The organism is Pseudomonas rosaeacicularis, from assembly GCF_057128745.1.
The window spans coordinates 114,229-127,903 of the sequence record NZ_JBSKHT010000018.1; the positions used below are offsets into that span (position 1 = coordinate 114,229).

The following is a 13,675-nucleotide window of genomic DNA, read 5'->3' on the forward strand; positions in this document are numbered from 1 at the left end:
GCTCTCCTGAAAGATTCGTTACGGGCATGCGACCTAGCGAAATTGCGCGAGGAACCGCAAGTCGTTGTCGAAGAACAGGCGCAAATCATTGACGCCGTAACGCAGCATGGCAAGACGCTCTGCACCCATGCCGAAAGCAAAACCCTGGAATTCTTCCGGGTCGATACCGGACATGCGCAATACATCCGGGTGAACCATGCCGCAGCCCATGACTTCCAGCCAGCCGGTCTGCTTGCAGACGCGACAGCCCTTGCCGCTGCACATCACGCATTCCATGTCGACTTCAGCAGAAGGCTCGGTGAACGGGAAGTACGAAGGGCGGAACCGCACAGCCAGTTCCTTTTCGAAAAACACACGCAGGAATTCTTCGATGGTGCCTTTGAGGTCGGCGAAATTGATGTCGCGATCCACCAGCAGGCCTTCAACCTGATGAAACATCGGCGAGTGAGTAATATCGGAGTCGCTGCGGTACACGCGGCCTGGGCAGACAATGCGGATCGGCGGCTTTTGCGATTCCATGGTCCGAACCTGCACCGGCGAGGTGTGCGTGCGCAACAGCATGTTTGCATTGAAATAAAAGGTGTCGTGCATCGACCGGGCCGGGTGATGGCCTGGGATGTTGAGCGCCTCGAAGTTGTGGTAATCGTCTTCCACCTCAGGGCCTTCGGCAATGCCGTAGCCAATGTGGGTGAAGAATTGCTCGATGCGTTCCAGAGTCCGGGTGACAGGATGCAGACCACCGGAGGTCTGGCCACGGCCAGGCAGGGTCACGTCAATGGATTCGGCGGCGAGCTTGGCGGCTAGATCCGCCTGCTCGAACGACGCCTTGCGCACATTGAGAACCTCTGTGACACGCTCCTTGGCAACGTTGATCAGGGCGCCGACCTGCGGGCGCTCTTCTGGGGGCAAATTCCCCAGGGTCTTCATCACCTGAGTCAATTCACCTTTCTTGCCGAGGTATTGAACCCGGATTTGCTCCAGGGCATTGATGTCTTCAGCGCTTTGCACAGCCTCAAGTGCTTGAGAGACCAGCGCGTCCAGGTTTTCCATTTACAGACTCCAGATACGAAATAGGGGAAGAGCTTGAAAGGCTCTTCCCCTATTTATGACGTTTAACACCGAACCTCGAGAAGAGCTCCGGTGATTGCCGGGGACTTAGGCCAAGGTGGCTTTAGCTTTCTCGACAATCGCAGCAAACGCCGCTTTTTCGTTCACTGCCAGATCAGCCAGAACCTTGCGGTCGATCTCGATCGACGCTTTTTTCAGGCCAGCGATGAAACGGCTGTAGGACAGACCGTTGATACGCGCACCAGCGTTGATACGAGCGATCCACAGAGCGCGGAACTGACGTTTTTTCTGACGACGGTCACGGTAGGCGTATTGGCCAGCCTTGATAACCGCTTGCTTGGCAACGCGGAATACGCGTGAACGCGCGCCGTAGTAGCCTTTAGCAAGTTTCAGAATCTTTTTGTGACGCTTACGCGCCATGACGCCACGCTTAACACGAGCCATGAGTAACTTCCTCTATTCTTGACTAAATTAACGAAGGCGCAGCATGCGCTTGACTTTTGCCACGTCACACGGTGCCAGCAAGCTGCTACCGCGCAATTGACGCTTACGCTTGGTCGACATTTTAGTCAGGATGTGGCTCTTGAAAGCGTGTTTATGCTTGATGCCGTTAGCAGTTTTCAAAAACCGCTTAGCTGCACCACTTTTAGTCTTCATCTTTGGCATGTTCGGATACTCCGCATTCAGTTGATAAACATAACCGCAAGGCCTGCCGTGCCCTGGTGGTCACTTCTTCTTTTTGGGGGCGATGACCATAATAAGTTGGCGTCCTTCCATCTTCGGATGCTGTTCGACGGCGCCGTATTCGAGCAAGTCAGCCTCAACCCGCTTCAACAACTCCATCCCCAGCTCCTGGTGGGCCATCTCACGACCGCGGAATCTCAAAGACACCTTGGCCCTGTCCCCGTCACTCAGGAAACGTACCAGGTTGCGTAGTTTTACCTGGTAATCCCCTTCCTCCGTCCCTGGACGAAACTTGATTTCTTTAACCTGAATCTGCTTCTGGTTTTTCTTGGCGGCGGCAACCTGCTTCTTCTTTTCGAAGATCGATTTGCCGTAGTCCATCAGTTTGCAAACAGGGGGTACTGCATCGGCGGAAATTTCCACCAAATCCAGTTTGGCCTCTTCAGCCTTAAGAAGCGCGTCTTCAATTGACACAATCCCAAGCTGTTCTCCCTCAGCCCCAATAAGCCGAACCTCGCGTGCCGAGATATTCTCGTTGATCGGGGCCTTCGGTGCAGCTCGTTTATCTTGTCTCATTTCACGCTTAATAATAATTACTCCGAATCTTGGCGACCACGCCGGGAAACCGCTTGTGCAAGAAACTCCGAGAATTGGGCGACCGGCATCGAGCCGAGGTCTGCGCCTTCACGGGTACGCACAGCGACAGTTTGCGTTTCAACCTCCCGATCTCCGATTACGAGGAGGTAGGGAACCTTGAGCAAAGTATGCTCGCGGATTTTAAAGCCGATCTTTTCATTTCTCAAGTCAGACTTGGCACGAAACCCGCTTTCCGCCAAAGTTTTTTCCACTTCAAGGGCAAAATCTGCCTGTTTATCAGTGATATTGAGGATCACCGCTTGAGTTGGAGCCAACCAGGCCGGGAATGCACCTTCGTAGTGCTCGATCAGAATTCCGATAAAACGCTCGAAAGAACCGAGGATCGCACGGTGCAGCATCACAGGATGCTTGCGGCCGTTGTCTTCGGTGACGAATTCGGCGCCCAAACGGACAGGCAGGTTGAAATCGAGCTGCAATGTACCGCATTGCCACACGCGACCCAAGCAATCCTTCAAGGAGAATTCGATTTTCGGGCCGTAGAAGGCGCCCTCACCCGGCTGCAGATCATATGGCAAACCCGCGCTGTCCAGCGCAGCGGCCAATGCAGCTTCCGCGCGATCCCACAACTCGTCGGAGCCGACACGCTTTTCAGGGCGAGTCGAGAGCTTGAGCTCGATGTCTTTAAAACCGAAATCTTCATACACCGCCAACGTGAGCTTGATGAACGCAGCCGACTCGGCCTGCATTTGCTCTTCGGTGCAGAAAATGTGCGCATCGTCCTGAGTGAACGCACGCACACGCATGATCCCGTGCAAGGCACCCGACGGCTCATTACGGTGACAAGCACCGAATTCGGCCAGGCGCATCGGCAGTTCGCGGTAGCTTTTCAGGCCCTGATTGAACACCTGTACGTGGCACGGGCAGTTCATCGGCTTGATCGCGTAGTCGCGGCTTTCGGACTCGGTGGTGAACATGTTGTCGGCGTAGTTCGCCCAATGCCCGGACTTTTCCCACAGGGAGCGGTCGACCACCTGCGGAGTCTTGATCTCCAGATAGCCGTTCTCGCGCTGAACCTTGCGCATGTATTGCTCGAGCACCTGGTATAACGTCCAGCCATTAGGGTGCCAGAACACCATGCCCGGCGCTTCTTCCTGGGTATGGAACAGGCCCAGGCGCTTGCCGATCTTGCGGTGATCGCGCTTTTCAGCTTCTTCGATGCGCTGGATGTAAGCTGCCAGTTGCTTCTTGTCAGCCCACGCGGTGCCATAAACGCGCTGCAGTTGCTCGTTCTTGGCATCGCCACGCCAGTAGGCGCCGGACAACTTAGTCAGCTTGAAAGACTTGAGGAAACGAGTGTTCGGCACGTGCGGGCCACGGCACATGTCGACGTATTCTTCGTGGTAGTACAGACCCATGGTCTGCTGCTCTGGCATGTCTTCGACCAGACGCAACTTGTAATCTTCGTGACGGGCGCTGAACACCTCGATCACCTCAGCACGCGGCGTGACCTTCTTGATCACGTCGTAATCTTTCTCGATTAACTGCTGCATGCGCTGCTCGATCGCCGCCAGATCGTCTGGGGTGAACGGGCGCTCATAAGCGATATCGTAATAGAAGCCATCATCGATGACCGGGCCAATGACCATTTTTGCAGTCGGGTACAACTGCTTGACGGCATGACCGACCAAGTGAGCGCAGGAGTGACGAATGATCTCCAGGCCTTCCTGATCTTTTGGGGTGATGATTTGAAGCGTTGCATCGGCCTCTATCAGGTCACTGGCATCGACCAGTTGGCCGTTGACCTTACCGGCCACGGTGGCCTTGGCCAGACCAGCGCCAATGGATAGCGCGACATCGGCTACGGAGACCGGATGATCGAAAGAGCGTTGACTGCCGTCGGGAAGAGTAATGGTGGGCATGGCGCCTCCTCTCCTAGTGGTGACCCCTACCAAAGGTCACGTGGGTGGGATAGAGCCAGTACGCGATTCGGCGGTGTGCCTGCCTCACAGTGGCAGGAGCCCGAAGGCCAACCAATGACCGAACCAGAGTGACTGGAATTAACGATTAAAAAAAATGAGTCTGCGCCGAGCGAAACAACCACTCGCAACGTTTGAGCAAATCCGCAGGACGCGCATCCTAGCACAGCTACCCGCTGCGCAGGCAGGTCGCAGGCGTCTGCACGCGAATTAAAGCGTCGACAGCGCAGTCAAGAATCCTTCACCGGGTGAACTGGCTGCATTCATTGCCGTCAGATTATCCGTGACCCCCGTTCAAGGCTGTCGATCAGGCAGCCATATAAGAGAAGGAAACCACAATGAATCTTCTACGTGTTGTCGCCCTGCTCACGCCGCTGGCATTGGCCCTGCCGATGAGCGCTCATGCTGCGATGGATGCCAAGACCAAAACCACCTATATGAATGAATGCGCGGCCGCTGCTGGTCAGAACAACCCCGGAATGGACGCGAAAGCGGTTCAGAGCCATTGCGAGTGCGGTGCACAGCAGATCAACAAGAGTTTCACTGACAAGGAGATCGCCTCGCTCAATGACACCAATACTCCACCGAGCACCGAACTGACTGCTCGACTGCAAAAAGCGGTAGGGGAACACTGCCTTCCGGGCAAAAAGTAAAAAATTTACACTTCTGCGGATTTTGGCCGACGACGTTGATTCCGCTTGCAGGCATCTAAGCGTGAAGGCCGCGTAATACAAGGTGTTCAGTCGAACAGCAAGGATGTCGCTCCTCGAAATCCGCAGTTACAAACCGGTGCCGACAAATCATTTCTGCGTATGAATTTCGGCCAGTTGCGCAAAGTTCTTACTGAAAAAGTTCTGCATTCGCACAATTCGACTATGATAGCCCGGTGTGCCCAGTTGGCCTGAGCAGCACAGTACTACTGAAAAAATTATGTTCTTGGAGATACACCATGTCTAATCGCCAAACCGGCACCGTAAAATGGTTCAACGATGAAAAAGGCTTCGGCTTTATCACTCCACAGGGTGGCGGTGATGACCTGTTCGTACACTTCAAAGCTATCGAAAGCGACGGTTTCAAAAGCCTGAAAGAAGGCCAAACCGTTTCCTTCGTGGCTGAGAAAGGCCAAAAGGGCATGCAAGCTGCTCAGGTTCGCGCGGAGTAATCCACGCGTTCTAAAAAAACCCCGTCACTGACGGGGTTTTTTTATGCCTGCATATCGGTGATCAGCCACAGTTGACGCGGGTCACACTGCCTGCCTGATCCGTGTTGAGGTTGAGCCGGTCAGACCGGTACTCCAGAGTCACCATGTCGTTTGGCCCAAGCGCCCTCGCCGTTTGCGCGCCAGCCTTGGCCTTGGCCTGTTCCAGCAAAGCCGGCGATGCAGGCTTGCCGACTGTGAACTGCGCGGCCGATGCATCACAGCGCGAATGACCGCTGGCGACTGCGGTGGAATCTTGGGTTGAGTCACCCGACGATTCAGAAGTGCTGCTGCACCCTGCCATTAGCGCTGTTGCGAGTACAAGCGCCGTTGGGGCTAACTTCCAGGACATACAATCTCCTTGCATTTACGTAAACCAGAACCTGTGCGACCGCGCTCGCCACGCTTTGTTGCAATCGCAGCAAACTGAATAGGGAGCCGATGACACTCATCAGCGGCGGAGTCTGCCCCAGCCAGCGGATGGGTGAGCGCTCAAATCGTCACAAAACGTTTTCATCATCCAAACGGGTCAGAATGAGCAACTCCAACGTCGCCCCCTATCCAACCGCGAGATGCCCGACAACTCATGCCTAAGTATCAGTGCGAAATCAGGCCCAAGATGGTTTACTGCCTCGCCTGACGCCACCGCTCAAGTCCGGGGGTTGAACGTCAGGGGTTAGCCGCCCCGAAAACGACCTTAGAGACACCAGAGAGAGACGAGAGATCATGGCAGTCGTATCGATTGATGCTGACATCAAGGCCAAATGGCCACAGGGCCATTGCGCCCATAGTCCGGGAAGTGCAGAAGAGCTGGCGATCATCGCGATCGATCTGCTGGTGAAAGAGCTGGGCACCCGCGGCGCCCAGGCCTTCATGAACCAAATGCTGCTGCGCTATACGGTCGAGGTCTCAACCGAAGCCTGAGCGACAGTCATTTAAGGCGCGCGAGACGTTCGGTCAGCAGGTTGAAAAAGCCTTGAGCGTCGCCGTCCTCGACCCAGAACACGTTCTTGACCTGTCCCAAGGTATCGTACCAATCGGCCACGGTCTGGCCCATTCCCAGCCCTTCTCGGTTATCAATAGCTAGATTAACGGGCTTGCCACTGAACAGTTCAGGCTTGAGCAGCCAGGCAATCACGCTCGCATCGTGCACCGGGCCGCCGGACAAGCCGTAGTGCACCATATCCGCCTTGACATACTCGTTCAGAATCGCGCCGACCAGTTTGCCCGCCTGATTATTCAACCCTTCGATCTGTTTGAGGCGCTGCTCGCTGGTGAGAATCTTGTGGGTCACGTCCAACGGCACGTAAGTCAGTTTTACCCCACTGGCAAGCACCACTTTCGCAGCATCAGGGTCGGCGAAGATGTTGAATTCAGCCACTGGCGTGATATTACCGCCGTTGAAATGCGCGCCGCCCATGACCACCACTTCCTTGATGCCTTGGGTGATTTCCGGCGCCTGAATCAGCGCCAGCGCCAGATTGGTCTGCGGACCAAGCATCGCCACGGTGATGCTGTGAGGCGCAGCCTTGCTCAAGGTGTCGATCAGGTACTGCACGGCGCTGCCATCAGCCAGTCCTTTTGCGGGTTCGTGAACGTCGATCCCCGGCAGCCCTTCTTTGCCGTGAATGTTCTCGGCGTAGATCGGCGTACGCACCATCGGCTTGCCGGCACCGGCATAGACAGGAACGTCTTCGCGCCCCGCCCATTCCCGGGCAAGCCGCGCATTTCGCGAAGTTTTATCCACTCGCACGTTCCCGGCCACAGTGGTGATTGCCATCACATTCAGCTCATCAGGCGACGCCAGTGCCAGCAACAGCGCCACCACATCATCGGCGCCGGGATCGGTGTCGATGATCAGATTGCGTTTTTCGGCTGCCTGGGCGGCAGTGGCACCGATGATGATCACAACAAGCACACTCCTGATCAGACGAGAAACATAAAAACCAACGGACTGCATAAGAAACTCCCTGTTCCAGATTGACTATAAGTAAGCCTAAGGCGTCAGAAGACGACACCCGAGATCAAAGCGATGTTGGTGTAAGGCTGGCACTCGCCCGTGCGTACGATTGCGCGAGCGTTGCGGCTGAGGAGTTTAAGCTCTTCATGGCTGACCAGGCGTTGTTGCCCGAGACTGCCGCTGCTGTGAAGGCTTTTGAGGGTGGCAAGCGCAGGAGGAAGCTTGTCGAAAATTTCCTGCGCCAATACGTGGCTTTCAACCTGCATTTCGGTCAATACAGTGTTCAGCACACTGACGAAATCCGGCAGGCCTTGGGTCACCGCCAAATCGATCAACTCGACGCCAGGAGGCACCGGCATGCCCGCGTCAACAATCATCAGTACATCGCCGTGCCCAAGCGATGCCACCACTCGCGACAGTGCGATGTTAAGTAAGGGAGTTTTTTTCATGGCTTGAATCCCTGGACTTCATTGAAGGTCGGAATGGACGGCTGCGCCCCGGCGCGGGTAACTGAAAGTGCGGCGGCAACTTGCCCGAACGCAATGGCCTCAGACTCGCTTCTGCCCTCGGCCAATGCCGCAGCAAAGCCGCCAACAAACGTGTCACCGGCTGCCGTGGTGTCGACCGCCTGAACCTTGGGCGCGGCAAAATGTTGAGAGCGGGCATTGGAGGCAAACAACGAGCCTTGAGCGCCGAGGGTAATGATGACTTTGGAGGCGCCCGCCGCAAGCAATGCGGTCGCCGCGACATCGGCACTGGCCACTGAATCCACCGGCAAACCGGTGAGCATCGTTGCCTCGCTCTCGTTGGGGATCAGGTAATCGATCAGCGAGTACCAATTGGCAGGCAACGGCGCGCTGGCCGGGGCCGGATTGAGGATGACGATCTTGCCCAATTCCCTGCCGCGCTTGAGCACATGGCCAACGGTTTCCATGGGAATTTCCAGCTGACAAATGATCACTTCAGCCTGGCTGAGCAGTGCATCGAAGCCATCCACCACCGCTGTTGACGCATGACCATTGCCGCCAGCGACGATGACAATAGCGTTTTGACTGTTGTCATCAACCACGATCAGCGCCACCCCTGTGGACTCGCCAGCAATAGCAGTCACTGCACCGCAATCAATGCCTTCGGCCAGCAACGCGGTGCGCAATTGATCGCCATAGGCGTCATCGCCAACACAACCGACCATCGCCACGCTTGCCCCCAGCCGCGCCGCAGCGACTGCCTGATTGGCGCCCTTGCCTCCCGGCACGGTCACGAACGAATGGCCTGCGAGCGTTTCGCCGCCCCTTGGCAGCCGGGGCGCGCGCGTCACCAGGTCCATGTTGAGGCTGCCGACTATCACTACTTTTGCTTGCATGGCTGTTTACTCTTCAATCCGGGCGGTTCAGCGAAATTCATTGAAAGCATTGTTTGGAGGCGCAGTGGATTCGCGCAACACGATGCTCGGTGCGACGATCAATTGCTCGATAGTCGAGGTGGCCGGAGCAGCGATTCGGCGCAGCAGCACTTCGGCGGCGCGCTCGCCCAGTTGCAGGATCGACTGACCGACCGTGGTCAAAGCCGGATAGACATAACGACTCATCTGGATGTCATCGAAGCCAATCACAGATAAGTCCGTCGGCACCCGGATATTGCGCTCGGCCGCAGCGCGCAGCACACCGAAACCGACCATGTCGTTGGCGGCGAAAATCGCCGTGGGGCGCTCGTTTTCCAGCAAACCGACCGCGGCGGTATATCCACTGGGGCTGGTGAAATCACTTTCTACCACCCAGGAAACCGGCACTTCGACATTGGCCTCCCGCATGGCGCGTCGATAGCCGGCCAGACGCATGCGGGCGACGCTGGTCTGCGCCGGCCCGCAAATGCACGCAATGTGACGGTGCCCCAGTTCCAGCAAATGCGACGTTGCCAGATACGCACCCAGTTCATGATCGATGCGCACCAGATCAGCAGTCACGTGTTCCAGGTCCCGGTCAACGATCACCATTGGGGTGCGTACCCCCGCCAGCCCATCGACGAGACCGGCATCTGCGCCTACCGACGAGACAATCAGGCCGTCCACACGCTTTTCCAGCAGCACTCGCAGGTAACTGCGCTGTTTGTCCGGATCGTCGTCGGAGTTGCACAGGATCACGCAAAAGCCGTTGCGCTCGCAGTAGTCCTCGATCCCTCGCGCCAGTTCGGCGAAGTACGGGTTGATGCCGTTGGGAATCAACAAGCCGATGGTCGATGTCGCTTTGGCTTTCAACGAGCGCGCCACTGCGCTGGGCACATAATCGAGCTGCGCAATGGCGGCTTCGACCTTGACCCGCACCTGCTCGCTCACCGGCCGGGTTCTGTTCAGAACATGGGAGACAGTGGTGTAGGAAATCCCCGCGAGCGCTGCCACATCTTTGATCGTCGCCATATCAGCCGCGCCGCTTTGCGCGATGGCTGCGGTAGGTGTCAAGCACCACGGCTACGACGATCACGGCACCGGTGATGATGCGTTTGGTTGGCTCGGTCGCGCCGATTTGCGCGAGACCCGCCGCCAGCACCGAGATGATCAACACACCGAAAAAGGTGCTAATGACCGAGCCACGACCGCCCATCAAACTGGTGCCGCCGATCACTACAGCGGCAATCACTTGCAACTCCAGGCCAGAACCGGCATTTGGGTCAGCGGCTTCCAGACGGGAAATCTGGAACAGCGCGGCAACACCGGCCAGCAAGCCCATCAGGGAGAAGACCAGAATCTTGTAGGGCTTTGGGTTGATCCCTGCCAGACGCACGGCTTCTTCATTGGTGCCGATGCCGATCAGGTAGCGACCGAACACCGTGCGCGTCAGCACCGCCTGGGCGACGAAGATCACGATCAAGGCGATCACGAACGATGGCGAAATGCCGAACGCAAAAGGATTCGACAGCCAAGCGTAAGAGTCGCCGATATACGCGGTGCGCGAATCGGTCATTTGATACGCAACCCCACGGGCCATTTCCAGTACGCCGAGGGACACGATGAACGACGGAATGCGCCAGGCAACGGTAATGGAGCCCGTAATCGTGCCAGCGACTGTCGCGCAGGCCATGCCCAGCAACGCCGAGGGCAAAACGCCCCAGCCCCATCCAAGCATTGCCACGCTGACCGCCAAAGCTGCCAATGCCAGCACTGAACCCACCGAAAGATCGATGCCGCCAATGATCAGGATGAAGGTCATGCCGACCGCTAGCACCATCAAGTCAGGAATCTGGTTGGCCAGGGTGCTGAAGGTCTCGTAAGACAGGAAGTGATCGCTTAGCAACGAGAACAGCACGATCATCGCCAGCAGTGCGCCGGCCAGCCCAAGGTAGGTGCCGAGGCCGAAATAGTTACCGCTGCGCTTGCCCGGAGAAGGCAGCGCGGCGCTGTTGGGAGTAGGCGTTTTCATCAGTCAATCCTGGGCGCGGCATCGGAGAGCAGCGCATCACGTTTTTGGTAGCCGGCAAATGCGGCGGCAAGCAGTTCGTCCTGGGTCCAGCTGTCGCGCTCGAAGGTGTCGATCAGCCGCCCGGCGGACAGCACGCCGATCCGGTCGCAGATCAGCATCAGTTCGCGCAGGTCACTGGACACCACCACCAACGCCCTGCCCTGGCGCGTCAGTTCGCCCAACAAGGTGTAGATGTCGAATTTGGCGCCGACGTCGATGCCACGAGTAGGCTCGTCGAACAGCATCACTTGGCAATCACGCTCCAGCCAGCGGCCGATCACGACTTTCTGCTGGTTGCCGCCAGACAACTCGGAGACCAGTTGCGTCGGGCTGGAGCTGCGAATGCGCATGGCGTCCACTTGGCGTCGGGCGAGCTTCATTTCAGCACTGCCGTCCACCACGCCGACATTGGAAATCGCTTCCATATTGCCCAGCGCGATGTTGGCGCTGATCGATTGCGACAGCAGCAGCCCTTCGCCTTTGCGGTCCTCGGTGATCAGCGCAATCCCGTGACCGACGGCGTCCACTGGTGATCGCACACTGACCTTGCGCAATGGGCTGCCGACTTCGATCGTGCCGCTGTCGGCAATGTCTGCGCCGTAGATGAGGCGCATCAGCTCGGTTCGTCCGGCGCCGATCAGCCCGGATATCCCGAAAATCTCGCCAGCGCGCACGTCGAACGAGACGTTCAGCACTTTGTCCGACCGGCTCAAGCCTTTGACTGACAACGCGACGTCGCCAATCCTGCGCTCGCCCAGATCGATCTTTTCCCCCAGCTCGCGACCGACCATCAGCGTCACCAACTGCTCGCTGTTGTAATTGGCCATTGCATCGACGCACACCAGTTTTCCGTCGCGCAGCACGGCTATGCGCTGGGCAACGCGGGCAAGTTCTTCCAGGCGATGGGAGATGTAAATGATCGACACGCCACGGTCCTGCAAGCGGGTGATCTGCTCGAACAGCATCTCGACTTCACGGGCGGTCAGCATCGCCGTCGGCTCGTCAAGGATCAGCACATGGCAGTCGCCGATCAGGTTGCGCGCAATCTCGACCATCTGCTGATGACCGATACCCAGCTCGCTGACCAGGGTGTCCGGGTCGATAGCGTCCAGCCCGACCTGGGCCATGGCTTTTATCGCGTCTTCACGCAGGCGCTTGCGATTGATCCAGCCGCCACGGCTGGGCAGGTTGTCGAGAAACAGGTTTTCGGCTACCGACAGCGTTGGCAGCAGATTGAGTTCTTGCATGACCATGCGCACGCCGAGTTTTTCGGCCTGGGTGCGGCTGGCAGGTGCATAGGCCTGACCCTGGAATTGCATGTGGCCGGTGGTCGGTGTCACCAACCCGCCGATGATTTTCGATAAGGTGCTTTTGCCTGCGCCGTTTTCACCGGTCAAGGCCAACACTTCGCCACGCATAAGCGTCAGGTCGATGTCGCCGAGCACAGGTTGGGCGTAGGTTTTGCCGATACCGCTGACAGATAGAACAGCGGCCTGAGCAGACGCTGACATAACGCTCTCCACGCACCCGCCTTCACGCGAAGACAGGTGCTGTTTCAGGTGTGTGAGACGAAGCTGGGCTTATTGCGGCTTGGTAACCAGCTCGACAGGGGTCTCGATCACACCGTCCTTGATGTCGAGCTTTTGGCCTTTGATCATCTTCAGCGCCGTGTCGATACCGAAGACTGCCTGGCGTGCGGCGAACTGGTCAGCCGTCGCGAGAACGCGACCGTCCTTGAGCATCGGCTTGATGGCGTTAATGTTGTCGTAGCCGACCACTTGCACTTTGCCCGCCTTGCCTGCGGCACGAACTGCCGATACCGCGCCCAGTGCCATGCTGTCGTTACCGGCCAGCAAAGCTTTCAGGTTCGGGTATTCGTTGAGCATCGCCGAGGCAACAGCGTTGCCCTTGTCGATTTCCCAGTTACCCGATTGCGTGGAGACGATCTTCATCTGCGCGCCATCCATCGCATCCTTGAAACCTGCGGTGCGCTGCTGAGCGTTAGTGGTGGTCGGAACGCCTTCGATGATGCCGACCTGATCACCTGCGGTCAGTTGCTTGGCCAGGTAGTCACCCACCAGCTTGGCGCCTTTGCGGTTATTGGGGCCTACGAAAGGTACTTCCATGTTTTTGCTTTTGAGCACGTCAACGTCGAGTTGATTGTCGATGTTGACGACCTTGATACCAGCGTCCATCGCCTTCTTGATCACCGAAGCCAAAGCCTTGGAATCGGCAGGCGCGATAACCAGCGCGTCGACTTTCTTGACGATCATCTGATTGACGATGTCGATCTGCGCAGCCGTGTCGGACTCGTTCTTGATGCCGTTGGAGATCAGATCGAAGTCAGCAGAGTGTTCTTTTTGATAGACCTTGGCGCCGTCTTCCATGGTCAGGAAGAATTCGTTGGCCAAGGACTTCATCACCAGCGCGACCGTCGGCTTTTTAGCGTCGTCAGCGAAGGCGGATGAAACAGGCAGGGAGACAGCGGTGGCGGTAAGCATGGCAACAGCGAGAAGGCGTGCAGCGAAAGGCAGCTTCATGGGATCACTCCGACATTTATGATTATTTTATCGGCACCGTCAGCGCATCGGATTTGGAGAAGCAGTCGAAGCGCAAACGTTTGCGTGAGTGGAACTATGAGAATCGCCAGACGATTTGTCAACCGCGAGAACCGTCCAGTCATCGCGCTTATGGCCCAGTGTGTATCAGGAGCGGAGATGTTGATCGGTGGGATTTTACG

Annotated in this window: 16 protein-coding genes; 3 read left to right on the plus strand and 13 right to left on the minus strand. The window is 57.1% G+C overall.

The window, feature by feature from the left end; genetic code table 11:
- Positions 1–33 precede the first annotated feature (33 nt).
- The 5 genes from pheS to thrS all read right to left on the minus strand — a co-directional run bounded on the left by pheS (position 34) and on the right by thrS (position 4,268).
- Entirely contained in the window at positions 34–1,050 is a 1,017-nt protein-coding gene (gene pheS / locus ACWKWM_RS22800; RefSeq protein WP_483848306.1) for a phenylalanine--tRNA ligase subunit alpha, read from the minus strand.
- A 105-nt stretch (positions 1,051–1,155) separates the two neighbouring features.
- Positions 1,156–1,512 (minus strand): 50S ribosomal protein L20, encoded by a 357-nt coding sequence (gene rplT, locus ACWKWM_RS22805; protein WP_056839923.1) that lies wholly within the window; start codon positions 1,510–1,512, stop codon positions 1,156–1,158.
- A gap of 27 nt (positions 1,513–1,539) precedes the next feature.
- Positions 1,540–1,734 carry a 50S ribosomal protein L35 gene (rpmI, locus tag ACWKWM_RS22810; RefSeq protein ID WP_483836673.1) on the minus strand — a complete coding sequence of 65 codons (195 nt, stop codon included), beginning with the start codon at positions 1,732–1,734 and terminating at the stop codon, positions 1,540–1,542.
- A 60-nt stretch (positions 1,735–1,794) separates the two neighbouring features.
- Complete coding sequence (infC, locus tag ACWKWM_RS22815; RefSeq protein WP_206078248.1) at positions 1,795–2,346, minus strand: translation initiation factor IF-3; 552 nt, start codon at positions 2,344–2,346, stop codon at positions 1,795–1,797.
- Positions 2,346–4,268, minus strand: coding sequence for a threonine--tRNA ligase (gene thrS / locus ACWKWM_RS22820; RefSeq protein WP_483848307.1), 1,923 nt, complete (start codon positions 4,266–4,268; stop codon positions 2,346–2,348). Before thrS ends, infC begins: the two co-directional genes overlap by 1 nt.
- Positions 4,269–4,663: 395 nt before the next feature.
- Between thrS and ACWKWM_RS22825 the strand changes: the two genes are divergently transcribed.
- Complete coding sequence (locus tag ACWKWM_RS22825) at positions 4,664–4,978, plus strand: hypothetical protein (RefSeq protein ID WP_483848308.1); 315 nt, start codon at positions 4,664–4,666, stop codon at positions 4,976–4,978.
- 296 nt (positions 4,979–5,274) lie between these two features.
- Positions 5,275–5,487 carry a cold-shock protein gene (locus ACWKWM_RS22830; RefSeq protein ID WP_007905882.1) on the plus strand — a complete coding sequence of 71 codons (213 nt, stop codon included), beginning with the start codon at positions 5,275–5,277 and terminating at the stop codon, positions 5,485–5,487.
- Between the two features lie 61 nt (positions 5,488–5,548).
- Here the strand turns inward: ACWKWM_RS22830 and ACWKWM_RS22835 are convergent, their stop codons facing one another.
- A complete protein-coding gene (locus ACWKWM_RS22835; protein WP_483848309.1) occupies positions 5,549–5,875 on the minus strand; it encodes an I78 family peptidase inhibitor in 327 nt (108 codons plus the stop codon).
- A 374-nt stretch (positions 5,876–6,249) separates the two neighbouring features.
- Between ACWKWM_RS22835 and ACWKWM_RS22840 the strand changes: the two genes are divergently transcribed.
- A complete protein-coding gene (locus tag ACWKWM_RS22840; protein ID WP_483848310.1) occupies positions 6,250–6,447 on the plus strand; it encodes a hypothetical protein in 198 nt (65 codons plus the stop codon).
- 7 nt (positions 6,448–6,454) lie between these two features.
- Here ACWKWM_RS22840 and ACWKWM_RS22845 read toward each other — a convergent pair whose 3' ends face one another.
- The 7 genes from ACWKWM_RS22845 to ACWKWM_RS22875 all read right to left on the minus strand — a co-directional run bounded on the left by ACWKWM_RS22845 (position 6,455) and on the right by ACWKWM_RS22875 (position 13,475).
- Positions 6,455–7,483, minus strand: coding sequence for a nucleoside hydrolase (locus ACWKWM_RS22845; protein WP_483848311.1), 1,029 nt, complete (start codon positions 7,481–7,483; stop codon positions 6,455–6,457).
- A 44-nt stretch (positions 7,484–7,527) separates the two neighbouring features.
- Positions 7,528–7,932, minus strand: a complete 405-nt coding sequence (gene rbsD, locus ACWKWM_RS22850) for a D-ribose pyranase (protein WP_483848312.1) — start codon at positions 7,930–7,932, stop codon at positions 7,528–7,530.
- Positions 7,929–8,846 carry a ribokinase gene (rbsK, locus tag ACWKWM_RS22855; protein WP_483848313.1) on the minus strand — a complete coding sequence of 306 codons (918 nt, stop codon included), beginning with the start codon at positions 8,844–8,846 and terminating at the stop codon, positions 7,929–7,931. Before rbsK ends, rbsD begins: the two co-directional genes overlap by 4 nt.
- A 27-nt stretch (positions 8,847–8,873) precedes the next feature.
- Positions 8,874–9,896 carry a LacI family DNA-binding transcriptional regulator gene (locus ACWKWM_RS22860; RefSeq protein ID WP_483848314.1) on the minus strand — a complete coding sequence of 341 codons (1,023 nt, stop codon included), beginning with the start codon at positions 9,894–9,896 and terminating at the stop codon, positions 8,874–8,876.
- A 1-nt stretch (position 9,897) separates the two neighbouring features.
- The gene (locus ACWKWM_RS22865) at positions 9,898–10,896 is read right to left on the minus strand and encodes an ABC transporter permease (protein WP_483848315.1); all 999 of its coding nucleotides are present in this window, start codon (positions 10,894–10,896) and stop codon (positions 9,898–9,900) included.
- The gene (locus ACWKWM_RS22870) at positions 10,896–12,446 is read right to left on the minus strand and encodes a sugar ABC transporter ATP-binding protein (protein WP_483848316.1); all 1,551 of its coding nucleotides are present in this window, start codon (positions 12,444–12,446) and stop codon (positions 10,896–10,898) included. Before ACWKWM_RS22870 ends, ACWKWM_RS22865 begins: the two co-directional genes overlap by 1 nt.
- A 69-nt stretch (positions 12,447–12,515) precedes the next feature.
- Positions 12,516–13,475 (minus strand): substrate-binding domain-containing protein, encoded by a 960-nt coding sequence (locus tag ACWKWM_RS22875; protein ID WP_483836684.1) that lies wholly within the window; start codon positions 13,473–13,475, stop codon positions 12,516–12,518.
- Positions 13,476–13,675: the final 200 nt, after the last annotated feature.

What these genes read in the sequence shown, in the direction of transcription:
- ACWKWM_RS22860 (WP_483848314.1), bottom strand. Translation starts at nt 9,896, where the DNA reads ATGGCGACGATCAAAGATGTGGCAGCGCTCGCGGGGATTTCCTACACC.
- ACWKWM_RS22835 (WP_483848309.1), bottom strand. Translation starts at nt 5,875, where the DNA reads ATGTCCTGGAAGTTAGCCCCAACGGCGCTTGTACTCGCAACAGCGCTA.
- rbsK (WP_483848313.1), bottom strand. Translation starts at nt 8,846, where the DNA reads ATGCAAGCAAAAGTAGTGATAGTCGGCAGCCTCAACATGGACCTGGTG.
- rpmI (WP_483836673.1), bottom strand. Translation starts at nt 1,734, where the DNA reads ATGCCAAAGATGAAGACTAAAAGTGGTGCAGCTAAGCGGTTTTTGAAA.
- pheS (WP_483848306.1), bottom strand. Translation starts at nt 1,050, where the DNA reads ATGGAAAACCTGGACGCGCTGGTCTCTCAAGCACTTGAGGCTGTGCAA.
- rplT (WP_056839923.1), bottom strand. Translation starts at nt 1,512, where the DNA reads ATGGCTCGTGTTAAGCGTGGCGTCATGGCGCGTAAGCGTCACAAAAAG.
- rbsD (WP_483848312.1), bottom strand. Translation starts at nt 7,932, where the DNA reads ATGAAAAAAACTCCCTTACTTAACATCGCACTGTCGCGAGTGGTGGCA.
- thrS (WP_483848307.1), bottom strand. Translation starts at nt 4,268, where the DNA reads ATGCCCACCATTACTCTTCCCGACGGCAGTCAACGCTCTTTCGATCAT.
- ACWKWM_RS22830 (WP_007905882.1), top strand. Translation starts at nt 5,275, where the DNA reads ATGTCTAATCGCCAAACCGGCACCGTAAAATGGTTCAACGATGAAAAA.
- ACWKWM_RS22840 (WP_483848310.1), top strand. Translation starts at nt 6,250, where the DNA reads ATGGCAGTCGTATCGATTGATGCTGACATCAAGGCCAAATGGCCACAG.
- ACWKWM_RS22865 (WP_483848315.1), bottom strand. Translation starts at nt 10,896, where the DNA reads ATGAAAACGCCTACTCCCAACAGCGCCGCGCTGCCTTCTCCGGGCAAG.
- ACWKWM_RS22845 (WP_483848311.1), bottom strand. Translation starts at nt 7,483, where the DNA reads ATGCAGTCCGTTGGTTTTTATGTTTCTCGTCTGATCAGGAGTGTGCTT.
- ACWKWM_RS22825 (WP_483848308.1), top strand. Translation starts at nt 4,664, where the DNA reads ATGAATCTTCTACGTGTTGTCGCCCTGCTCACGCCGCTGGCATTGGCC.
- ACWKWM_RS22875 (WP_483836684.1), bottom strand. Translation starts at nt 13,475, where the DNA reads ATGAAGCTGCCTTTCGCTGCACGCCTTCTCGCTGTTGCCATGCTTACC.
- ACWKWM_RS22870 (WP_483848316.1), bottom strand. Translation starts at nt 12,446, where the DNA reads ATGTCAGCGTCTGCTCAGGCCGCTGTTCTATCTGTCAGCGGTATCGGC.